This window comes from Mucilaginibacter sp. P4_D1, assembly GCF_056401935.1.
The window spans coordinates 350,887-373,781 of sequence record NZ_JBFUIJ010000002.1; the positions used below are offsets into that span (position 1 = coordinate 350,887).

At 44.8% G+C, this 22,895-nt stretch carries 23 protein-coding genes; 14 read left to right on the forward strand and 9 right to left on the reverse strand.

What is annotated here, in order from left to right:
• Nucleotides 1-10: 10 nt before the first annotated feature.
• Nucleotides 11-3,346, reverse strand: a complete 3,336-nt coding sequence (locus AC1DV1_RS03360; RefSeq protein ID WP_477355222.1) for a TonB-dependent receptor — start codon at nucleotides 3,344-3,346, stop codon at nucleotides 11-13.
• Nucleotides 3,347-3,551: 205 nt separating this feature from the next.
• Nucleotides 3,552-4,718 (reverse strand): FecR family protein, encoded by a 1,167-nt coding sequence (locus AC1DV1_RS03365; RefSeq protein WP_477355225.1) that lies wholly within the window; start codon nucleotides 4,716-4,718, stop codon nucleotides 3,552-3,554.
• 138 nt (nucleotides 4,719-4,856) lie between these two features.
• Between AC1DV1_RS03365 and AC1DV1_RS03370 the strand changes: the two genes are divergently transcribed.
• Nucleotides 4,857-5,438: an RNA polymerase sigma factor gene (locus AC1DV1_RS03370; protein WP_477355228.1), complete on the forward strand. Its 582-nt coding sequence runs from the start codon at nucleotides 4,857-4,859 to the stop codon at nucleotides 5,436-5,438.
• A 453-nt stretch (nucleotides 5,439-5,891) separates the two neighbouring features.
• On the opposite strand, the gene AC1DV1_RS03375 is transcribed toward AC1DV1_RS03370, so the two are convergent.
• The 6 genes from AC1DV1_RS03375 to AC1DV1_RS03400 are packed head-to-tail and all read right to left on the reverse strand — an operon-like array spanning nucleotide 5,892 to nucleotide 9,596.
• On the reverse strand, nucleotides 5,892-6,629 hold the full coding sequence (locus AC1DV1_RS03375) for a metallophosphoesterase family protein (RefSeq protein WP_477355231.1): 738 nt from the start codon (nucleotides 6,627-6,629) through the stop codon (nucleotides 5,892-5,894).
• A complete protein-coding gene (gene arsB / locus AC1DV1_RS03380; protein ID WP_477355234.1) occupies nucleotides 6,629-7,708 on the reverse strand; it encodes an ACR3 family arsenite efflux transporter in 1,080 nt (359 codons plus the stop codon). Before arsB ends, AC1DV1_RS03375 begins: the two co-directional genes overlap by 1 nt.
• 44 nt (nucleotides 7,709-7,752) lie before the next feature.
• Complete coding sequence (locus AC1DV1_RS03385; protein WP_477355237.1) at nucleotides 7,753-8,169, reverse strand: arsenate reductase ArsC; 417 nt, start codon at nucleotides 8,167-8,169, stop codon at nucleotides 7,753-7,755.
• Nucleotides 8,170-8,174: 5 nt separating this feature from the next.
• Nucleotides 8,175-8,600: an arsenic resistance N-acetyltransferase ArsN2 gene (gene arsN2, locus AC1DV1_RS03390; protein ID WP_477355240.1), complete on the reverse strand. Its 426-nt coding sequence runs from the start codon at nucleotides 8,598-8,600 to the stop codon at nucleotides 8,175-8,177.
• A 58-nt stretch (nucleotides 8,601-8,658) separates the two neighbouring features.
• Nucleotides 8,659-9,219, reverse strand: coding sequence for a DUF6428 family protein (locus tag AC1DV1_RS03395; protein WP_477355243.1), 561 nt, complete (start codon nucleotides 9,217-9,219; stop codon nucleotides 8,659-8,661).
• 50 nt (nucleotides 9,220-9,269) lie between these two features.
• Complete coding sequence (locus AC1DV1_RS03400; RefSeq protein ID WP_477355246.1) at nucleotides 9,270-9,596, reverse strand: ArsR/SmtB family transcription factor; 327 nt, start codon at nucleotides 9,594-9,596, stop codon at nucleotides 9,270-9,272.
• A 140-nt stretch (nucleotides 9,597-9,736) separates the two neighbouring features.
• On the opposite strand from AC1DV1_RS03400, the gene AC1DV1_RS03405 reads away from it, so the two are divergent.
• The 11 genes from AC1DV1_RS03405 to AC1DV1_RS03455 all read left to right on the forward strand — a co-directional run bounded on the left by AC1DV1_RS03405 (nucleotide 9,737) and on the right by AC1DV1_RS03455 (nucleotide 19,301).
• Nucleotides 9,737-10,582 carry an N-acyl homoserine lactonase family protein gene (locus AC1DV1_RS03405; RefSeq protein WP_477355249.1) on the forward strand — a complete coding sequence of 282 codons (846 nt, stop codon included), beginning with the start codon at nucleotides 9,737-9,739 and terminating at the stop codon, nucleotides 10,580-10,582.
• Between the two features lie 173 nt (nucleotides 10,583-10,755).
• A complete protein-coding gene (locus AC1DV1_RS03410; RefSeq protein WP_477355252.1) occupies nucleotides 10,756-11,775 on the forward strand; it encodes a c-type cytochrome in 1,020 nt (339 codons plus the stop codon).
• A gap of 24 nt (nucleotides 11,776-11,799) precedes the next feature.
• Nucleotides 11,800-12,255 (forward strand): DsrE family protein, encoded by a 456-nt coding sequence (locus AC1DV1_RS03415; protein ID WP_477355255.1) that lies wholly within the window; start codon nucleotides 11,800-11,802, stop codon nucleotides 12,253-12,255.
• A 55-nt stretch (nucleotides 12,256-12,310) separates the two neighbouring features.
• On the forward strand, nucleotides 12,311-12,955 hold the full coding sequence (locus AC1DV1_RS03420) for a Crp/Fnr family transcriptional regulator (RefSeq protein ID WP_477355258.1): 645 nt from the start codon (nucleotides 12,311-12,313) through the stop codon (nucleotides 12,953-12,955).
• Nucleotides 12,956-13,028: 73 nt separating this feature from the next.
• Nucleotides 13,029-13,829: a sulfite exporter TauE/SafE family protein gene (locus tag AC1DV1_RS03425; protein ID WP_477355261.1), complete on the forward strand. Its 801-nt coding sequence runs from the start codon at nucleotides 13,029-13,031 to the stop codon at nucleotides 13,827-13,829.
• Nucleotides 13,830-13,902: 73 nt separating this feature from the next.
• Nucleotides 13,903-15,321: an MBL fold metallo-hydrolase gene (locus tag AC1DV1_RS03430; protein ID WP_477355264.1), complete on the forward strand. Its 1,419-nt coding sequence runs from the start codon at nucleotides 13,903-13,905 to the stop codon at nucleotides 15,319-15,321.
• Nucleotides 15,322-15,348: 27 nt separating this feature from the next.
• Nucleotides 15,349-15,909, forward strand: coding sequence for a YeeE/YedE family protein (locus tag AC1DV1_RS03435; RefSeq protein ID WP_477355267.1), 561 nt, complete (start codon nucleotides 15,349-15,351; stop codon nucleotides 15,907-15,909).
• A complete protein-coding gene (locus AC1DV1_RS03440; protein WP_477355270.1) occupies nucleotides 15,906-16,319 on the forward strand; it encodes a YeeE/YedE family protein in 414 nt (137 codons plus the stop codon). Before AC1DV1_RS03435 ends, AC1DV1_RS03440 begins: the two co-directional genes overlap by 4 nt.
• 144 nt (nucleotides 16,320-16,463) lie before the next feature.
• Nucleotides 16,464-17,024, forward strand: a complete 561-nt coding sequence (locus AC1DV1_RS03445; protein ID WP_477355273.1) for a cytochrome c oxidase subunit 3 — start codon at nucleotides 16,464-16,466, stop codon at nucleotides 17,022-17,024.
• A 24-nt stretch (nucleotides 17,025-17,048) separates the two neighbouring features.
• Nucleotides 17,049-17,570 carry a CPCC family cysteine-rich protein gene (locus AC1DV1_RS03450; RefSeq protein ID WP_477355276.1) on the forward strand — a complete coding sequence of 174 codons (522 nt, stop codon included), beginning with the start codon at nucleotides 17,049-17,051 and terminating at the stop codon, nucleotides 17,568-17,570.
• Between the two features lie 90 nt (nucleotides 17,571-17,660).
• Nucleotides 17,661-19,301, forward strand: a complete 1,641-nt coding sequence (locus tag AC1DV1_RS03455) for a hypothetical protein (protein ID WP_477355279.1) — start codon at nucleotides 17,661-17,663, stop codon at nucleotides 19,299-19,301.
• Between the two features lie 116 nt (nucleotides 19,302-19,417).
• On the opposite strand, the gene gltX is transcribed toward AC1DV1_RS03455, so the two are convergent.
• Nucleotides 19,418-20,938 carry a glutamate--tRNA ligase gene (gene gltX, locus AC1DV1_RS03460; RefSeq protein ID WP_477355282.1) on the reverse strand — a complete coding sequence of 507 codons (1,521 nt, stop codon included), beginning with the start codon at nucleotides 20,936-20,938 and terminating at the stop codon, nucleotides 19,418-19,420.
• Nucleotides 20,939-21,183: 245 nt separating this feature from the next.
• Here gltX and AC1DV1_RS03465 point away from each other — a divergent pair, with 245 nt between their 5' ends.
• Nucleotides 21,184-22,389: a sensor histidine kinase gene (locus AC1DV1_RS03465; RefSeq protein ID WP_477355476.1), complete on the forward strand. Its 1,206-nt coding sequence runs from the start codon at nucleotides 21,184-21,186 to the stop codon at nucleotides 22,387-22,389.
• Complete coding sequence (locus tag AC1DV1_RS03470; protein ID WP_477355285.1) at nucleotides 22,367-22,882, forward strand: DinB family protein; 516 nt, start codon at nucleotides 22,367-22,369, stop codon at nucleotides 22,880-22,882. Before AC1DV1_RS03465 ends, AC1DV1_RS03470 begins: the two co-directional genes overlap by 23 nt.
• Nucleotides 22,883-22,895 lie beyond the last annotated feature (13 nt).

Genomic DNA, 22,895 nt, shown 5'->3' on the forward strand with positions numbered 1-22,895 from the left:
GTGGGGCTAATTAAAAAGTGACATTTACACCAAAAGAGTATATTTTATTTTGCGGGTACTGTACTAAGTCGCCGCTGCCATAACGTTCAGGATCAAGACCTTTGAATTTGGTTATGGTAAATAAATTGTCGCCGGCAAAGTAAAGTCTTACCCTGTTGATGCCTATACTTTTGGTCATCTTAGCCGGGAGTGTATAGCCAAACACTAAATTTTTAAGCCTTAAGTACGATGCATCCTGTAAAAAGAAAGTTGATGGGCGGGTAATTTTATCCGGCGCACCTTGTCCCCAATATATCCGCGGCATAGTGGTTGAAGGATTTGCGGGGGTCCAGCGGTTTATCCAATCTGTTGTTGGGGCAGTACCTTGTACAAAAGGCAAGGTTCCCCAGCCAGATACGTATGATTTATCGCCATAAACGCCCTGCATCATAGCCGTCAGGTCAAAGCCTTTAAAGCTGGCCGATAAGTTAAACGAATAATTTAATTTAGGGTAAACACCGCCTATGATGGTGCGGTCATTCTGGTCAATTTTGCCGTCGCCATTTACATCTTTATATTTTAAGTCGCCGGGTAAGGTGTTATCATTATACTGTTTGGGCGAGCTGGCAACTTCTGCCGCTGTTTGAAATATACCCACCACCTGCAGCATATAAAATGAATTCCAGGGCTGGCCGTTTTGGTTAATGGTGTAACCGCCAATTTCTGTTTGGCCAAATTGCACCAGCTTATTGGTGTTATGATCAAGATTAACGCCTACGTTGTATGCAAAGCCGTTTAAAGCACCATCGCGTATCACGTTATTATAAGCAATGCCAAGCTCTACACCACGGTTGTTAACAATACCATCGTTAATTATTGGCGGACTTAAGCCCACAACACCCGTTACCTGAGAGTACCTTAAAATGTTAGATGTCGTTTTATTGTACCAATCGGCTGTTAAGTTGAAATTCCTGAAAATAGTTACATCCAAACCCACATCTGTCATGGTGGTTGTTTCCCATTTAATAGATGGGTTATTTAATGCCTGTTGGGCTACACCGGTTGTTAAAGTTGAGCTATCAAAAGAGTAGGCTCCGGTTAAATTAAGCAGTGCCTGAAAAGGATAGTTACCAATGTTTTGATTGCCCAGCTGGCCCCACGACCCTCTTAATTTAAAGTTATCCAGCCAGGTTAAATTTAGCGCTTTTACAAACGGCTCTTCTGTAGCGCGCCAGCCGGCAGAAAATGATGGAAATATGGCCCATTTATTGGCATCGGGAAATCTTGAACTGCCATCATCGCGAATATTAGCCTCTAATAAATACCGACCTTTATAATCATAATTCAAACGGCCGAAATATGACATTAAAGCCCATTGATTTGATGTACCGTAGGCGCTTTGTATATCCGCGCCGCCCGCGTTTACTTCCTGAAGCTGATCGCTCGAGAAGTTTTTCCGGTAACCTTGCAAATATTGATACTTGCTTTGCTCAATGCTGTAGCCAAATTGTGCCTTAATGTTATGACCATGAAAATCATGATTATAGTTTAAGTAGCTATAAAGGTTTGTGTATACGGTTTGCTCATCCTGATCGGTTAAGCCACGCCCCAGATCCAGCGATGTTTGTAATTGGTTGGTTTTAAAATTGTACTCGTCTATGGTCGATTTATAGTCCTTGTACTTATCCATATTCATGTTTACAGAACCTTTGGTGTACCAGGAAAAGTCTTTGTTAAATTGTACTTCGAACCATCCCTGGGCATTTACTGCATAATCATTTGTTACACGTGTAAAGTTTTTGTCCAGTTCGGCAACAGGGTTTTTGTTGTTGTATTCAAAATCATAGGCTTTATAGGTATAGCGTCCGCTGCCGTCAGTTAAATATGGCCCGTAAGTAGGTGCTTGCGACATGGCCGAAAGGAAAAGGTCCATGGAAGAACCATCCCATTGGCTGGCTGATGAAGGATTACCTGCCACAGCATCTCTTGTACCCGATTTTAACAGTACGTTTGTCCCGAATTTTATATGATCGTTAACCCTGGAGGTTAAGTTTATGCGGGCATTGTATCTTTTATAGTTAAAACCCTTCATGATACCATTCTGGTCGATATAACCTAATGACACATTGTAGGTTGTTTTATCGGTACCGCCGCTAAAGGTAACATTGTGGTTTTGGGTAGGCGCCGTTTTAAATATCAGGCTTAACCAGTCGGTATTAGGATAATGCAGCTTGTCTGTGCTGTTGCGGTACAGGTCTATCTGATCCTGCGGATAAAGAGAGCCCGGATCGGTAATTCCACTGTTGATATGGGCCTCATTAAAAAGCTCCATATACTGTGCCGAATTGGTGATGAGTTTAAACATTTTAGTGGGTTTATAAATACCCACGTTACCGTCATAGGTAACGGACAGTTGCCCGGCTTTCCCTTGTTTTGTAGTAACCAGTACTACACCATTTGCCGCCCTTGAACCATATATGGAGGCAGAGGCCGCATCTTTAAGAACGGATACATTATCAATATCGGTAGGGTTAAGATCGCTGAAATTCCCCGGAACACCATCAATCAATATTAGCGGGTCTGAGCCCGCGCCGCTGAATGTTCCGTTACCGCGGATGCGGATAGATACGTTCTCGTTACCGGGTTCGCCCGAGCCGGTATTAATCTGCACACCAGGCGCCAGGCCTTCCAGCATAGAGGCAGGATTAACAACCGGGCGCTTGTTCAGCGTTTCGCCGCTAACAGACGAAACCGCGCCGGTCAGGTTTACCTTTTTTTGCGTACCATAGCCCACAACCACAACCTCATTAAGCGCCGATGTTTGTTCTTTTAATACCACATCAATTTTTGATTGGCTGCCAACGGGAATTTCCTGGGTAACAAAACCAATAAAACTAAATACCAATACGGCTTTGCTATCGGGCACGCTTACGTTGTAATTACCATCAATTCCGGTTTGGGTGCCAACGTCAGATCCCTTTATTTTAATGGTAACACCGGGTAAGGGCAGGCCCTTATTATCTTTAACCTGGCCGGTAATGGTAATTGCTGCCACGGGTTTATTTTCTTCGGTTTTTGGTGTTACCACAATAGTGGTATTATTGATTATGTAAGTAAATGGCTGGTCCTGGAAACATTTTTTTAAGGCATCTTCCAGGTCGGCGTTTTGCAGGTTTACATTTACAGGTACTGCCTTTTTTAGCATTTTGGCATTGTACAGCACGCTAAAGCCGGTTTGCCTGTGAATTTCCTTTAATGCTTCGGATAGCGAAGCATTGCTTTTGTTCATGCTGATTTTTTGTGCATAGGTAGTGGCGGCACCAACCTGCAGTATAGAAATCAAACATAAAAAGACCGACAATTTCATAATCAGAAATAATTTAGATTGGACGCGGGGGAGTTCCCTGCATCTAATTGCAGCGAAAATTTTATACATTTGAATGTTAGGTTAAATAATTGGTTATGAGAAAAATGATCATTGGTTTTTACCTGGCAGCTTCACAGCTTAATACCAGGGGCGGTACGAACGCTCCTGGTTATTATATACAGGTTAACATTATTGGCAGATACAACTACTTCATAATGATTACCCTCCTTCCCTCAATTTTATAGTGAATGGTCCTGGTTAATTGCATGTTATTTAAAAGTTCGGTTATGTTTTTGTACCGGGATATGGTACCTCCAAATTCGTTCTGTTGTACATCGTCCCGGTACTCCACATCCACATCATACCAGCGGCTTACCTGCTTCATAATGTTTACTATGCTTTCGTCATGAAACACAAAAAAGCCTTTTATCCAAGCCAGGTTTTCTTCGGTATCAGCCCGGCTAACTTTAATGGCTGCTCCTTTTTCGGTTGTCGTTCCTTGTTGCCCGGGTGAAAGCATAACCGCCGAGCCGGCGTTCGACATTCTTACCGATCCTTCTATCAGCGTTGTGGTTATATTGGCATTATCGCTGTAGGCATTTACATTAAAGTGGGTACCCAATACCTGCACCTGTGTGCCATTGGCTTTTACTATGAAAGGCTTTGCCTTGTTTTTTGCCACCTCAAAATAAGCTTCGCCTGTTAATTCAACCTCCCTGTCGGCACCTGTAAAAGCCTGCGGAAACTTTATTGACGATGCTGCATTTAACCACACTTTGGTGCCATCTACCAGTTCAACTTTGTATTGCCCGCCCCGTGGCGTGGTTATGGTGTTAAACTCTGGGGCTGCATTTACAGCTGTCTCGCCTGCCTTATTTTCAAAGTGATAAACCAGCATGCCGTTACCGGTTTTGCTTACTTTAACGCCGGTTTTTGCTGTAATCTCACCGTTTTTAGCATCATCAAGAATAATATTGGTGCCATTGGCCAGGGTAAGATAGGCTTTGTTGCCACCCGGCACTATTGGCTTGGGGTTCCCTTTGGTTACCATCGCAGATGCGTGGTGTTCTGGCTTTTCATTTTTCATGTAAAATAAGCTGGCAAGCAGAGTAAGCAGTAAAACAGCGGCAGCGGCCATCCAGCGGTAGCGGGTGTTTTTGCGCGGTGCCATTTCAACCACTTTGCGGCTATCGCTTAATTTTTGCCAAATCCGGTCGCGGGCGTCATTTTTATTAACCAAATCATCGGCCCAGGTGTCGTCCAGCAATTTCATTTCGTCGCTGTAGGCGTCAAGCAGCTCCTTTTCCATGGGGCTGCATTGCCCGTTCATGTACTTTTGGTACAAAACCACAAACTCATCTTTGGTTATCATCAGGAATGTATATTACAGGTTTATACATTATATGTGTAGATAACATTTAATCACACACATACTTTTGTAACTTTTATTTTGCAACAGGTGAAACCTCGACATTATTTGCCTGCTTTTCATACTTTTACCCAACCAATTATGCTTAACTCCACGCTTAGCGACGCTGAACTTTGGGCTGCTATCCGCCGTAATGACGAAGCCGCTTTTACCGCTCTTTTTGACCGGTACTGGGTAAGGCTTTACAAAACCGCGCAGGTTTACATTAAAGATCATGAGGTAAGCGAAGAAATTGTTCACGATGTTTTCCTGAATATCTGGAACCGCAGGGACGTGCTCGAGATCGAATCATTCCCAGGCTTTTTGCTTACTGCCACCAGGTACCAGGTTTATAACCGGATGCGATCGGCAAAATCGCCCGTTATTTTAGTACCCGAAGGATTGGATATAAGCGAGCCACTGGATAGCAACGCGGGCGAGAGTCATATTATGATACAGGAGTTTCAGCAAGAGCTGGACCAATACCTGGTACAACTACCCAGGCGCTGCCAGGAAATATTTTACTTAAGCCGGGTAAGACAACTCTCGAACCAGGAAATTGCCGGCCAGTTGGGTATATCAAAACGTACCGTAGAAAACCAGATTACGGTTGCCCTAAAGCACCTCAGGGTTTGCCTTAAACATGTATCATCTGTTATGTTGATGATGTACCTATTAAAGTAAGTCGGTTATTGAGTGTCTGCGGATTGGAGCAGGCTTTTCATGGCGAAAGCGCTAACATCCCCTGTTTGAGTGGAGAGAGAAATAAAAAGCGCCGCACTCTGAGCAGGCGCTGATTAATTAACTATTAACTGAAAGTATCTTCTTAACAAGTATGAAGAAACTGGTAAAGAACGACGAGAGTGTGATGATTTGCCAACGCAAACCTCCCCATGGGATTATAGTATTAGTTTATTCATGCAGTGTTAATTAGCCGTTTTAATTTTCAGCAGTGAAAATAGGCCAAAGTGAATTCGTAAAACAGCAAATATCGGCGAACAGGCCTTTTATATCGATGAGTAGCGTTTCGGGGCATAGCTCGCCGAAGCTTGATAATATTAGGAGAGGGTATCGCTTACAGCAAATCCTCGAATTGGTTTACAATGAATACGAAGAAGCATTGAACATATCAGCGCATCAATAAGCTTTTCTCAGTCTATCTGCAAATTCATCCGGCAGGGGGCTTTTTTCTATCGCGGCTGCTGCTTTCTCGACATCGTACGAAACCCGGATAAATTCCGTGTAGATGCTGTTATTGTTGCTGATGCTACTATTTTCGTTCAGGCTTAATATGACATAGCAGGCGTGGGGGTTGCCATCTTTTGGTTTGCCCACCGAACCAATGTTGATAACGTGTTTGAATTTTTGACCGCCTGTTTTAATAACACGATGGTAGGGCTTATGCGAATGGCCAACACACAATATATCGGCATTGGCTTCCTCCATCATTGCTAGCACGTAAGTCTCGTCCAAATCTTCCAAAACGTATTCGTCGACACTGCGGGTGCTGCCATGGGCCAGCACCACATCTAGCGGCTCATCAGTCGGCTTAAATTCAAGCCTAATGTGTGCCGGAAGCGTTGCAAGGTATTTGCGGTTCTCATCATTAATCAAATGATAGGCGTGGCTTTTCCCCGGTTCAGTTAAACTTTGTGATGTTGTAACCATTTTTTTCGGTTTCAGATCGTGGTTGCCGGCAAGCGTTGCGATGCCGCGTTTACGTATTTGGGCAATTACCTCATTGGGCCAAACGTTGTATCCCACCAAATCGCCCAGGCAGTAAACAGCATCAACCTGGCGGCTGTTCAAATCGTTCAGCATGGCATCAAACGCAGGCAGGTTGGCGTGAACATCTGAAAAAAGCGCGATTTTCATTATTGTACGGATACTTTTGCGGTATAATATTTTTTGCGGAAATAAAAGGCCAGGTTAACCAGGGCAATAAGCGCGGGTACCTCAACCAGCGGACCAATAACCCCGGCAAATGCTTCGCCCGAGTTAATACCGAAAACGCCTATCGCAACAGCTATAGCTAATTCAAAATTATTGCCTGTAGCTGTGAAGGCGATAGATGTGCTGCGCGAGTAATCGGCGCCAAATGATTTGCCGATAAAAAAGCTCAGCACAAACATAATGGTAAAGTAAATAACCAACGGTATAGCTATGCGGATAACATCAAAAGGAATTTGAACAATAAGGTTCCCTTTCAGGCTAAACATCACCACAATGGTAAACAACAAGGCTACCAGTGTTATCGGCGATATAAAGGGTACGTATTTGGTTTGAAACCAGGCCTCGCCTTTCATTTTGATAAGTGTATAACGGCTGATGATGCCGGCGGCAAAGGGAATACCTAAATAAATGCCCACGCTTTTGGCAATTTCGGCAATGGTAATATTTACAGCTAAGCCTTTGAGGCCAAATAGCGGCGGTAATACGGTAATAAACACATAGGCATAAACGCTATACAGTAATACCTGGAAAATGCTGTTCAGCGCTATAAGCCCGGCTGCGTATTCGCGGTTGCCCTCAGCAAGTTCGTTCCAAACTACTACCATGGCAATACAGCGGGCCAGGCCTATCAGGATTAGCCCAACCATATAAGCAGGATGATCGCGCAGTAAGGTTATGGCTAAAACAAACATTAGGATAGGGCCCACTATCCAGTTTAAAATTAAGGATGCGCTTAATACTTTGGTATCCTTAAATACCTCGCCCATGTTTTCGTACTTCACTTTAGCAAGCGGCGGGTATATCATCAGGATTAACCCTATAGCTAAAGGAATATTAGTTGTCCCGCTGGAAAACGAGTTGATAAAGCCCGACGACGATGGGATAAAATACCCCACGCCAACCCCGATGGCCATTGCCAGGAAGATCCACAGGGTAAGGTAACGATCAAGGAAACCTAATTTTTTACGTTCGGCCACTGGGGCGCAGTTATTTGCTGACATATTGATTTTACTGTAATGGATATTAAAAAGCGAGGGCGCCGGTTTTACCCGACATGCTGTTTTACAAAGTTGGCCGCATAGGCTTTGATGATGTCCCTAACAGCCCTGAATTCATTCAATATCTCCTCTGGTGTACCTTTGGCTTTTGCCGGATCGGGAAAGTTATGGTGAAAGCGCTGTACATTACCCGGAAAAAACGGGCAGGCCTCGTTGGCGTTATCGCAAACGGTTATCACGTAATCAAACGGGATGTTAATATACTCATCCACGTGGTTTGAGGTGTGTTTTGAAATATCGATATGGTCTTCGGCCATTACCTGTATAGCCTTGGGGTTTACTCCGTGGGTTTCTATCCCCGCGCTGTAAATGTTGGCTTTATCGCCGGCAAAAAAACGAAGGTAACCTTCGGCCAGCTGGCTGCGGCAGCTATTGCCGGTACATAATACTAAAATGTTTTTCATGCTTTTTATAATATTTTTTTCATAACAATAGCCGATTGCGGACACACATGGCTAAACTCCGTTGATTGCAGAACTTCGGCCGGCACCTCGGCCCGGGTAATCTTTTGATAGCCTTTTTTGCTAAAATATTCGGGGGCAGTTTCGGTAAGTAAAAAGATTGCCTGCAGCGATTGGGCGGCGGCAAGCTTTTCTACATTGTCAAGCAACCGGTTAGCTATACCCTTACCACGCTCTGCCGCAGATACCGCAACAGAGCGCAGCAAGCCGTAGCTATCATAAATCTCGATGCCGGCAATGCCTATTACCTCTTCGCCCTGTTTGGCTACCACAAAATTTTCAAGTGTTTGCGGCAAGTCATCGGTAGGGAGTTTTTCATTTGCCAGCAGGACAATCGCTTTTGCCCTGTAGTTTTCTGCTTTTTCTATTTGCATGGCTTATTAGCTAAGTATTCGTATCGACCAGTATTTCCGCTTTGTGCCTTTAGTTCAATTAGCAACAGCCGGAACCCGGGGTGCAACAGGCAGCGTCGGTAACCAGGTTTTTCAATTGAATTTTAGGTTTTGCTGCTGGTGCGCAGCATTCTTCTCCTTTATCATTGGTGCCGCAGCTACCGCCTCTTTCTATAGCTTTGCACTGTACGGCGTCTGGCCTTAAGTCAACAACCAGGTTATCACCATCTATCAATAACGTTTTCGGCAGCATTTGGCGGGTATCAAATTCGGAGTTGCCAAATTCAATTTTCACGATGCCGTTAGGGTTTAAAGGCAACGCTTTTTCTACCAGGTTAACAATTGACAGGGCCTTGCCAACGGCCATCGCCCTATCCTGCTGTTGGCCTTCGGGCTCCCATAGTTGTACAATAATTTCTGTCCAGGCATTCATTACACCGCCGCAATCTACCGATGTGATGGGCGCCTGTTTTATTTCGGTGATATGGTAAGCCGCGTTCACCCATTGGTTTTCTGCATATTGAAACTGCAGGGTTAAATCGGGGTGTTGTAACAACGTATCCTTAAACACTTTCCAGCTGATGGTTTCTATCTTATTCATAATCTTTAATTTTATTATTGCAATATTGCGATTGATTTGGTCAAATTTTTTTAGCAGCACTTAGGGGCTTCGTAAGCCGCAAAAAAGTCCTTTAATTCGTTGCTAAGCATATTCCATACTACTGGATTAATGCAATAGCAAACGCTTACACCTTCAATGGTTCCCTGTATCAACCCGGCCATTTTTAACTCCTTTAAATGTTGCGAAATGGTAGGCTGCGCCAGGCCCAGTTCGTCGGCCAGGTCGCCGCAAATACAGGCATTAGCTTTAAGTATTTGTTGCAAAATAGCTATGCGTGCGGGATGAGCCATCGCCTTAAGCATAACAGCCAGCCTGTTTTGCTCGTCAGTAAATATTTCTGTTTTTGTTAAGCCCATATATATTGCAATATTACGATTAATGTTTGATATGCAAGAAAAAAATGAAAATAATTTGTAGGGACAATTTCTTGTTTTCTCCTTCTTACTATTATCTGTCCCTGCTTTTAACTTCTGGTTTTACGGCCTATCTTTACGGGATGAAAAAGCTTTTCCTGCTCTCCCTGGTAGTATTGTCGGGCGTGCTTGGCGCCCGTGCACAAACCCCGGTTTATAAAGTTTATGCCATTAAATTTGCTGGCTCGGCCTACCCCTTTACAGCTGCCGACTGGGCCAAGGGGGCACCGGCCACCGATAGCCTGAAATTCAATTTTATGGTATGGCTTATCAAAGGCAATGGCCGCAACATACTGGTTGATGCGGGCTTTTTAAGTGATATTGAAGATGCCAAAGAGTTTAAAGTAATTAATTACATCCGGCCCGATAGCGCACTATATAAACTGGGTTTAAAAGCAGGCGATATCACAGACGTTATCATGTCTCACCCACACTGGGACCATATAGATGGTGTGGGATTGTTTCCCAATGCCCATGTTTGGATCCAAAAAGATGATTTTAATTATTTTGTGGGGGCGGCCTGGCAAAAAGGCGAAGGTAGCGGTGGATTTAACAAAAGAGACGTACGGATGATGGTTGATTTAAATTTAGCCGGGAAGGTGACGCTGGTAGATGGCGACAACAAGGAAATTATCCCTGGCATAAAAGTATTCACCGGATCAAGACATACCTTTAATTCAGAATACGTATTGGTAAATACAGGAAATAACAGGATTGTACTGGCATCCGACAATATCTGGATATACTACAGCCTCGACCATTTGGTGCCGCCCGCAGATGGGGGAACGCTCGACCCGGCAGGCTATGTAAAAGCGATGCAAAGAATGAAAACTATGGTTACTAATATAAGGTTCATTGTGCCAGGGCACGATGCCGCCGTGTTTTCCAGGTTTCCGGCCGTGGCTGCGGGCGTGGTAGAAATTAAGTAGGATACACTATTAGCCGTTTGGCGCTTAAGCTTACCATTTGAGCTTTATCCCATCCCGTTTCTGTGTTAGCACCACCCCGGCTTTTGGTGACTTAAATCACCAAGATGTTTTGGTAAATTGTGCAGCTTTGCGCCGACGCACATATGAACATCGATATAAAAACTATAAAAGCCATGACTAAAGTTTCGCGTGACCTAATATCGGTTTCATTATTACTGGTTGTCGCTGTTATAGTATCGCTTGTTTCCGCATGCAACAGGCCGGAAAAAAAGGGTGATTATAAAGACGTGGCAGTTGATACATCTCTCAAAGCCGGCCAAAAACAGGAAGATATTGCTGGTGCCGGGCTACCGCCGCAAACACAAAATATACCTGCAGGTAAAAAGGGCGATTTGATAAGGTATGGCCGAATGTTAATTACTTCAACGGCCTTATATTTTGGCCCCAATGGGTCCGTTGCCCACATCAGTAACGGCATGAACTGTCAAAACTGTCACCTGGATGCGGGCACCCGGTTATTTGCCAACAACTTCGCCGGGTTTACGGCATCCTATCCTAAAAAAAGCACCCGTAGCGGCGTGGTTATATCGGCATCTGTGCGAATTTCGGAGTGTTTTGAGCGCAGCCTGAATGGCACCATGCCCGATGCCGGTACTAAAGAAATTAAGGCAATAATGGCTTACATGCAATGGTTGGGCAAAAATGCAAAAAAGGGAAAGGTGCTATTCGGTAGTACTACACCACGTTTAAAATTTACGGATAGCGCAGCCAATCCGTTAAGCGGAAAGGCTGTTTTCATTCAAAAATGCCGCAGTTGCCACGGTGCAAACGGCGAGGGGTTGCTGGCGGTAGATAAACAATCATATACCTACCCACCCTTATGGGGGCCGGACAGTTATAACGATGGTGCGGGCATGTACAGGATAGGCAATTTGGCTGGCTTTGTGAAGGCCAATATGCCTTTTGGCGCCACCTACCAAAGCCCGCAGTTAACCGATAAAGAATGCTGGGATGTTGCAGCGTTCATCAACTCGCAACCCCGGCCACACAAAGATCAACACAAAGATTACCCCGACTTACAGCAAAAGCCCATAGATTTACCCTTTGGGCCGTATGCCGATGGCTTTACCGCCCGTCAGCATAAATACGGGCCATTTGGCCCCATTCAGCAATTCCATCGTAAAAAAGTATAAATTAACCTCTTTAAATCTATAACCATGAAAAACCGTTTTTCCTTACTCGTCGTGCTTGCCGGTTTGCTTTTTATTAAACCAGCTTTCGCCCAAACAGCCGCATCGGAATTTAAAGGCGCCGAAGCCAGTCAAGCCCATTATAAAGCGCTTTATTACCTTGACGAATCGGACCCGAAGAAGATTAAACAAACCCTCCGTAACATGGACAATGCCCTGGAAGACACCCGGCTAAAAGGCAAACTGGAAATGGAACTTATTGCTTTTGCTGATGGTGTTGCCGTTTACGATAAAGCAGGGCCATACGAAGCCGAGCTGCAAAAACTATTACAAAAAGGAGTGATACTGGCGCAATGCAGCAATACGGTAAGGGAACGGCACATTGATAAGGCTACGCTTTTTTCGTTTATAAGCTATGTGCCCAGTGGCAATGGCGAAATTATTATCCGCCAGGCCGATGGATGGGCAACTATTCATCCCTAAGCCTACCCCGCTCCTTTTGGCAAACTAAACATCATTCTTGTTTTTACCCGTTTTTATGAAAGATCAATCCGTTATCCAGGACTATTTAGACCGCCTGTTCCCTCAGTTTGAGCCAGGATTAAAGGCCTTTTTAGTTCAAAACGCGTCGGTTATTCATGTCCCTGCCGGCGAGGTTGTGTTGCGCACCGGTCAATACATCAAATCAACCATGATGATTTTAAACGGCCGGGTAAAGCTATACCGTGAAGGCGATGATGGGGGCGAGTTTTTTATGTACTACCTGGAACCGGGCAATGCCTGTGCCCTAACCATGATTTGCGCCGCCAAACAGGAAACCAGCGAGGTGATGGGTAAAGCCATTGAGGATACCGCCGTTTTGGCCATGCCTCTAGCCTTAATGGACCAAATGATGACCAGCTACAAAACATGGTACTATTTTGTGTTGGAAACCTACCGCTCCCGGTACGAAGAACTGCTGATAGTAATTGACCATATCGCCTTTAAGGGTATGGACGAACGTTTATACTATTACCTGCAAAATCAATATCAAAAACTAAAAACACGCGAACTAAAAATAACCCACAGCCAGATTGCCGCCGACCTGAACTCGTCGCGCGAGGTTATTTCCCGGTTGCTTAAAAAAATGGAGCAGCGGGGCGATATCGTGCTGAACCGCAATTTTCTTGAGTGGAAAAAATAAAAACTAGAGGGTGACATAAGTCACCGTTGCGGGCGGGTAAAACAAGCACTTTTGCGTTGTTAATTATTTAAACATGCAGTTTTTCGCTTACCTCGCATCGGCTTTAATTGGGATTTCGCTTGGCCTTATTGGGGGCGGCGGCTCTATCCTTACGGTTCCTGTGCTGGTTTACCTTTTTGGTACCAGCCCGCTTTTAGCAACCTCCTATTCTTTATTTATTGTTGGTTCAACCAGCATGGTGGGTGTTTTTACCAATTACCGCAAGGGGCTGGTGAATATTAAAACAGCGCTGCTTTTTGGGTTAACATCTATCAGCACTGTTTTTATTACGCGTAAGTTCCTGGTACCACTGATACCTCATAACATTTTGCGAATAGGCCGCTTTCAACTCACCCAAAATATCCTTACCATGGTGTTTTTCGCCGTATTAATGGTGGCTGCAGCAACAGCCATGATCAAAAGCGGCAGTAAAATAGATGATTCACATCACACCGGCGATAAAAAACTCACCATTACCAAACTATTGCTTTATGGCGTAGGTATAGGACTGGCAACCGGCTTTTTAGGTGCTGGTGGCGGCTTTTTGCTAATACCTACCCTTGTTTTATTAGTAGGCCTGCCCATGAAACAGGCTGTTGGTACTTCGCTGCTTATCATCGCCATGAATTCGCTCATTGGCTTCACTGGCGACCTGGGCCATTTTGCAATCAACTGGATATTCCTGTTAAAAATAACGGCGATAGCCATAGCCGGTATATTTGCAGGCGGGTTAATCAGCCGCCGGATTGACGGCAACAAACTAAAAAAGGGTTTTGGCTGGTTTGTACTGGTAATGGGTATTTATATATTGGCTAAAGAACTGTTTTTTAAATAATTTTGATGGGGTGGTGACGTTGGTTACCATCTGCTTGCTAAACTGCACCTTTGTTAAAGTAAAAGAAAATATCATGAGTATTGAACAAATATATACCGGATGCCTGGCCCAGGGGGCGTACTACATCCAATCAGAAAATGAGGTTGCCATTGTTGACCCATTACGGGAGGTGGAGCCTTACATAGCTAAAGCCAAAGCGGCCGGGGCCACCATTAAGTATGTTTTTGAAACTCATTTCCATGCCGATTTTGTATCGGGACATATTGACCTGGCACGGGAAACCGGCGCACAGATTGTGTATGGGCCAAATGCGGTAACTGGCTTTGAAGCGCACATAGCTAAAGATAACGAGACCTTTAAAGTTGGCAAACTCACCATAAAGGTGCTGCACACGCCCGGCCATACCATGGAGTCGGCCTGTTACCTCTTAAGCGATGAATTTGGCAAAGAAACCGCGTTGTTCTCTGGCGATACTTTATTCATCGGCGATGTTGGCCGGCCCGACCTTGCGCAAAAAGCGTCAGGGCTAACTCAAGAAGGTTTGGCAGGTTTCTTGTTCGATTCGTTGCGCACCCGTATCCTGACATTGCCCGATGATGTTATTATTTATCCCGCACACGGTGCCGGATCTGCCTGCGGCAAAAACATGAGCAAGGAAACCACCGATACCCTGGGCAACCAAAAGAAATATAACTACGCCCTGCGGCCTAACATGACCCGCGATGAATTTATAGCCGAAGTAACCCGCGGATTAACCGCTCCGCCGGTATATTTTCCGTTAAATGTTAAAATGAATAAGGAAGGTTACGAAAGCTTTGAAAAAGTACTGAGCCAGGGAACCCAGCCATTATCCCCCGAAGCGTTTGAAGCCGCGGCCAACACCTCCGGCGCCATTTTGCTTGACACCCGCGACGCCCAGGTTTTTGCAAAAGCATTTGTGCCCAACTCTATCAATATTGGCATCGATGGGAGCTTTGCCCCCTGGGTTGGCGCATTGGTGCCAGATATTAACCAGCAAATTTTACTGATTACCGACGAAGGGCGCGAAGAAGAGGTTGTTACCCGCCTGGCCCGTGTGGGATACGACCATGCCATTGGTTATTTAAAAGGCGGAATTGCTGCGTGGCAAGCTGCCGGCAACGAGACAGACAGTATTGTATCCTTAACTGCTGATGAACTTGCGGATAAATTAAGCAACCATAGCCCGGTAAAAATTCTTGATGTGCGTAAAGCACCGGAGTACTATGCGGAACATATTTTAGACGCCGAAAACCTGCCGTTGGATGACATTAACAGCAACATGGCCCAGTTGGATAAAAATGAAACCTACTATGTGCATTGCGCCGGGGGATATCGTTCAATGATATTCAATTCGATGTTGAGGGCGCGGGGCTTTACTAACCTGGTTGATGTTCAGGGAGGTTTTAAAGCCATAAAAGATTCTGGCAGGTTTAATGTAAGTGCTTATGTGTGCCCAAGCACAATGCCCTGATTTTATAATAAGAAAACATATACAACGATGCTTAATTTGCTCAAACAACCTTGGCCCTGGTATACTTCGGGGGCTGCAATTGCCGCTATCATGGTTTTATTGCTTTATTTCGGAAAATCATTTGGTTTTTCATCAAACCTGCGCACCATCTGTTCCATGGCCGGTGCCGGTAAAAAAGTTCCGTTTTTTGATTTTAACTGGCAGGCTCAAAAATGGAACCTGCTGTTTTTAGTGGGCTCGGTTTTAGGCGGACTGATATCTGCCACCCTGTTAAAAAACGACGCGCCATTAAAGCTGGCCACCGCTACGGTAACCGACCTAAAAGCCATCGGGATAAACTTTGATGGGCAACTAAATCCGGCACAGCTTTTTGGGATCCATAGCCTGTCTTTCAAAAACATCGTCATCCTGTTATCCGGTGGTTTAATGGTAGGCCTTGGCTCCAGGTATGCGGGCGGCTGTACATCGGGGCATGCCATCAGTGGCCTGTCGAACCTGCAATTTCCTTCTCTTTTAGCGGTCATTGGCTTTTTTGCCGGCGGGCTTATCATGACACACTTTTTATTGCCCCTGATATTATCGATATGAAAGGATTAAGATTTATTATCGCCGGCGTTATCTTCGGCATCATCATGACCAAGTCTGAAGCTGTGTCCTGGTACCGCATCCAGGAGATGTTCCGCTTCCAGTCGTTTCATATGTATGGTATTATTGGCACCGCTGTGGTATTGGGCGCATTGGCCGTTTACCTTATTAAAAAGCTCCACATCAAAGATTCGCAGGGCAACCCCATTATATTTACCGATAAAGAAAAAACCAGGGCAAATTATATCATCGGCGGCCTGATATTTGGCCTTGGCTGGGCGCTTACCGGCGCTTGCCCAGGTCCCATGTTTGTAAATATCGGCTACGGTTATGCATCCTTTATCATTGTGGTTATTGGCGCGTTGACAGGTACGTTCCTATATGGTTTGTTGCGGCGTAAGCTGCCCCATTAAAACCCAATTTGTTTTAGCGCTTTTAAGGTAATCATCCCGATGCCATTATGATGATGGTGTTTTTCTAAAAAACATTTTCTTATGCCCAAGTCTTTTACACAACCCGGCTGTTAACTTTAAAGCGAGAATTCACTAATTTTCGGCATGAACGACCGCAAAGATATGCAAAACCTGAATGCCCGCAAGTTTATGGTTTGGCTAGCCATAACATCTTCGTTTATGCTGGTTGCCGGGCTAACCAGCGTGTTCCTTATTTCAACCTCAGCAGGTGATGCCATACACACTCAATTGCCCTTTGTGTTTATCATCAGTACGGTTGTTATACTCGGCAGCAGTGGCACTTTAAATGTAGCCGGCAAATGTTTAAAGGGCCTGCAAAATGCTAAATTCCACTTGTACCTAAAGCTCACGATTGCGTTGGGGCTATTGTTTATGTTGCTGCAGGCTGTTGCCTGGGGTACATTGCTTCATCAAAAAGTTTATTTTGATATGCACAAAAGCTACCAATCGTTCATTTATGTTTTTGTGGCCGTTCATCTTTTACACATTATAACCGGCGTAGCTTTATTAGGGTATACCCTATCCGGTTCGTTAAAAAACAAGCCTCGGTACAGGGTTTTATACCGCATGGAAATGAGCGCCACCTTTTGGCATTTTATAGATATTTTGTGGGTATATCTTTATTTGTTTTTGATGTTGAAATAAAAAGCCCCAATAATTACTGCCTATATGATATTGTTAAGAAAAGAAGCTATTATCTTATCCTCTTTTATACATTTTTTGAACCTTCCCGCCAGCGAAAAGAGCGAGATAATTGAAGAAGCCACAGAAGAGGTGTCAAATTTTTATGGCAGAAAACACGTTGTGTATGCCTTTAAATCCTTTACCAATCAATACCTGGCATTATATCTAACTGCTGAGTTAAAAAAAGAAGTCAGGGTAAAAGGCCGCCAGCCGAGGCTTTATCCCTGCCCTTGTTGCGGATATAAAACCTTATCAAGCAGGGCCCACTATGACATATGTGCTGTTTGCTTTTGGGAGGACGATGGAGAGAACGATCCCTCAAAATTAAGCTCAGTAAACCATATGCATCTGGGTGAAGCAAGGCTTAATTTTTTAGAAATTGGCGTAATGCAAGACTTTTTCTTGATAGCGTACATAAACATCGCTTCCTGCGTTTCGCAAAATAATGCCCTCATCAGACAGATAAGGATGCCAAACGCCCATCAATTTACTACGTTAGTAAGTTAATATCCAATTTGACCACACATTACCTACCCTATGATTTTTACAAAAGCTAAGGCAGCCTGCAAATTCATTTTTTGCACTTTGTTTATTTCAATGGCGATAACTGCAATCGCCCAAAATAAAAAACCAACACCCGCCGATAGTACGCCCAAAATTGTTAACATCGTTAACTTCATTCGCCTGCTGGAACCACGGGATCCGGCAATTACCGAAGACGTATTGTACCAAACAGTGGTAAAACAGGTAGAGATCATGAAAAAATATCACCTGGGCGGTACATTCCTTTTACAGTATGATGCGCTGATGGATAAGCGATATCAAAAACTGTTGGCAACCCTTCCAAAAGGAACTTTTGAGATTGGTGCCTGGTGGGAGATACCGCAACCTATGGTGGAAAACGCAGGCCTTAAATGGCGCGGCCGTTATCCCTGGGACTGGCGGGCCAATATTGGCTTTTCTACCGGCTATACACCAAAGGAGCGCGAAAAACTGATAGATGTATACTTCCGCGGTTTTAAAAAGATTTTTGGCTATTACCCCAAATCGGTGGCTTCGTGGTTTATTGATGCTTATAGCATTAACTACATGTATCAAAAATACCATATTGTGGCATCAGCAAATTGCAAGGACCAATACGGTACGGACGGCTATACACTTTGGGGTGGTTACTGGAACCAGGCCTATTATCCAAGCAAAATAAATTCGTATATGCCCGCCCAGCACGCGCAAAATCAGATCCCTGTTCCCATCTTCCGGATGCTGGGCAGCGATCCGGTGCGGCAGTACGATAACGGCCTTGGCACAACAAGGCAGGGTGTAGTTACACTGGAGCCTGTTTACAAATTTGGCGGCGGCGATTCGACCTGGGTAAACTGGTTTTTTAAATCATTTACCGATGATCCTTCGCTCGGCTTTAATTATACACAAGCCGGACAGGAAAACTCATTTACCTGGGATGCCATGGCCAAAGGCTTAGAAATGCAGATGCCACTGATTGCCAAACTACGCGACGAGCATAAAGTAAGGGTTGAAACCCTGGAGCGATCGGGCCGTTGGTTTAAAATGAAATACCCCGTTACACCGGCCACTTCATTTACGGTAACAAAAGATATACCCGGCAGCGATTTGAAAACCCTTTGGTATAACAGCCGCTTTTACCGAATTAACCTGCTTTGGGAAAAGGGCAGCCTGCGCATCCGCGATATTCATTTATTTGATGAAAAATTCCCATCGGTTTACGAAAAACAAGTGGCTACATCAAATGAGTGTACCTTTTTTACCCTGCCTGTAGTAGACGGCTATATTTGGAGTAAACCCGATCATATTGCCGGCTTACGGCTTAAACGAGTGGAACTTGGAAAAGAGACCCTGGCAACCGGGCAATCGCCCATATTTAAAAACACCGGCAAAAACAGCCTGCATATATCATGGCGACTGAATGAAGGCGGCATGCTGGAAATAGATTTGACCGAGAAGCAAATTAAAATATACATGGATAGCAAGGCCGAATATAATTGGTATCTGGACATGGATGTAGCCCCCGGCGCTGCAACACCTTACACTAACATCAACCCGAAGCAACTGAACTGTAGGTTTGAAAACACAAATTATAAGCTAAAGGCTTTGCAAGGAACGTTTTCGAAACCGGCCAACGGTTCCGCCTGGCGCTTAACACCAGAAGGGGATGCAGTTGTTCTGGATTTGGGAACTGCATTACAGCCAGGCATCCGGTAAGTTATTCTGCCATCTATACCCGGCAAGCTTACCGGGTATAGATGGCAAATTTTTCTTCTTTTCCGGCAACAGGTGTCATTCCTTTAATATCCTTGCGTTTAATTCAAAGCATCGCCCTACGCAGCAAAGGCCGCCAAAGCCTTCTCTATCCTGCTGATGGTTTCTGCCTTGCCCAACAAAGCCGCTATATCAAACACGTGCGGGCCAAACTTGCCACCAACCAACATAATACGGAACGGAAGCATTACATCGCCAACTTTCAGCGCTTTTTCTTCAGCAAGGGCCTTAAATTTCATTTCAAGGTCGTGGGCTTCGATGCTGGCTTCGGCGGTTAATAAGGAAATAAGCGCGTTAAAAAAATCGGTTTTGGCATCTGTCCATTTAGGCTTTACAGCGTTAAGGTCATATTCTTTCGGCTGCTCAAAAAAGTAACCGGCCTGCTGGTAAAAATCAGGCAATACAACACAACGGTCTTTTACAAGGTTAATTACTGTTTCCAGTTTTGCATCATCAATTACAACGATACCTTTATCACCCAACACCCGGACAACTTCAGACTTCAGACTTGAGACTTCAGACTTCTTTATCCACTCGGCATTGAACCATTTGGCCTTTTCAAAATCAAACTTAGCGCCCGCTTTGCTCACGCGCTCTATCGAAAACTTTTCTACCAGTTCATCCAGTGTAAATAACTCCTGGCCTGTACCATCGTTCCAGCCAAGGGTAGCCAGCAGGTTTAAAAATGCTTCGGGCAAAAAGCCAAGTTCTCTAAAGCCTGGTGTTAGTTCGCCTGTTTTGGCATCAAACCAGCTCATGGCGTATACCGGGAAACCAAGGCGGGCGCCATCGCGCTTGCTTAGCTTGCCGTGGCCATCCGGTTTTAATATCAGCGGTAAATGCGCCCATTGCGGCATATCAGCTTTCCAGCCTAAATACTCCCAAAGCAGCAAATGCACCGGGGCAGATGGCAGCCACTCTTCGCCGCGGAAAGCATGCGAGATTTTCATCAGGTAATCATCAACTACCACCGCAAGGTGGTAGGTTGGCATACCATCGGCTTTCAGCAATACCTTATCATCAACCAGGTTGGTTTCAAAACTCACATGTCCGCGAATCATATCGGTAAAACTCACCGTTTCATCGGCCGGCATTTTTATGCGGATAACATGCGGTGTGTGTGCATCTAACAGTGCATCAACCTCATGCTGGGGCAACGATACCGAATTCCGTAATATACTGCGGTATGCCTGCCCATACTGAAAGTTGGGGATCTCTTTTCGGTTTTTGTCCAGTTCTTCGGCAGTATCAAAGGCATAATAAGCATGGCCCTGCATTACCAGGCGTTCGGCATATTCCCGGTAAATGGCTTTGCGTTCGCTTTGGCGGTAGGGGGCGTAATGGCCGCCGGCAACCGGGCTTTCGTCGGGATGCAGGCCACACCATTTAAGGCAATCTAAAATATATTCTTCGGCACCTTCCACATAGCGGGTTTGGTCGGTATCTTCAATTCTCAAAACAAAATCGCCATGGTGTTTTTTGGCAAACAAATAATTAAACAACACGGTGCGTACGCCACCCAGGTGCAAACCACCTGTAGGGCTCGGTGCAAAACGTACTCTTACTTTTTTATCGGTCATAGTTGGGCAAAGATAAGGTTATTTTAGATGTGCAAATATGAAGCAAGTGTGCAGATTTCAAATTACAGATGTGCAGATGGCCGGGCCGCACAAGATAGAATTCTCTTTATTTATCGGCCTTTAAATAATAATCTAATAATTTACGTTAAGGATTAGTTATCATTAATGCTTTTTCACATTTAAAATCTGCACATCTGTAATCTGCACATTTAAATAAAAATCCCGTTATTTGAACCGTGGCCAGTATAAACCCGTATCAGCAAAAAAAAAGGTGGAAGTATTTACTGCTCGCATTTGCGTGTGTTATTGCCAGCGGTTCGTTATTTTACACCAGTTACCTGGTTAAAAACATAGCCAGGTCCGAGCGTACCCGTGCGCAGGTTTGGGCCATGAGCATGCGGCAGATCCTGAACTCCGACGACAACGATTTCTTAAAATACACCATTGCCGTTCGCGATAGCCTGGTGGTGCCCGCCATTGTTACCGATGCCAAAGGAGATATCCGCTTATCCCGCGGATTGGATACCACCAAAACGTATATCGATTTGCCTTCGCCGGGTAAAAAATACGACTTGAAGTATTTTAAGGACGAGCTGGAATACATGAAAGGGCAGCATGAACCCATCAGGCTGCAAATACTGGGCGAAGAAAACTTTGTTTATTATAAAGATTCGCCACTGTTAACACAACTCAAAATTTTTCCATACGTACAGCTGTCTGTTATCGCCGTATTTTTACTAATGGCTTATACGGCCTTCAGCTCGTCGCGCAAATCGGAGCAGGATCAGGTTTGGGTGGGATTAGCCAAAGAGACAGCTCACCAGCTGGGTACGCCCATATCATCATTAATGGCCTGGATTGAGCTGATGAAAGAGAAGTTTAACGCCGAAGACGATGTGCTGGTTGCCGAAATGGAAAACGATGTAAAACGGCTGGAAATTGTTGCCGACCGTTTTTCAAAAATCGGTTCGAAGCCTGTGTTGGAAGAGCATGGCGTTTATGCCGTGGTTAAAGACTTTGTAGATTATTTTAAAGTACGCGTCAGCAAAAACATTACTTTTGAAATGAGCGGCAACCCTCACCTGAAAGCGGGTATTAACATTCCGTTATTTGACTGGGTAATTGAAAACCTGCTAAAAAACGCGGTTAACGCTATTGACGGCAAAGGCAGCATTAAGGTTGAGATTAGCGGCAACAAGGTAAAAAACCAGGTATTTATTGATGTAACAGATACCGGTAAAGGTATCCCCCGCTCTAAATTTGATACTGTATTTCAGCCGGGTTATACCACCCGCAAGCGTGGCTGGGGCCTCGGCCTTTCGCTCACCAAAAGAATGATAGATAACTACCATAACGGGCAAATTTTTGTAAAAGACTCGGAACTGGGCAAAGGCACAACGTTTAGGATCGTATTAAAAAACACGCGCAATGATAAGCAGACCCAAAAGTGATGAGTATTCACCATTTGCCACCGGTTACATAGGATTGGTACCTGATGAAAATGTGATTGAAAAGCTGGAACAGCTAAAGGAATCAAGCTACCAATTATTTAGCAGCCTTACCGAAGAACAGGGTGCCTACGCCTATGCCCCTGGCAAGTGGACGGTTAAACAGGCGCTTGGGCACATGATTGATACCGAACGCACCTTTGCCTACCGCGCCATGGTTTTCTCGCGTAACCATATTGAATTGCCCGGCTTTGATCAAGACGTTTATGTAGCCAATACCGACGTAAGCCACATTAGTATTAAAGACCTGGCAGAAGAATTTAAAGCCACCAGGCTGTCAAATGTTTACCTGGTCAAAGGGTTTAGCGAAGAACAGCTCTTGCGCGCCGGCATTGCCAGCAGCAGCCGCTTTACCGTACGGGCATTTGTATATATGCTGGCCGGGCACGAGCTGCATCACCTCAATATTTTCAGGGACAGGTACGGGATTGGGTAATTGATGGAATTTG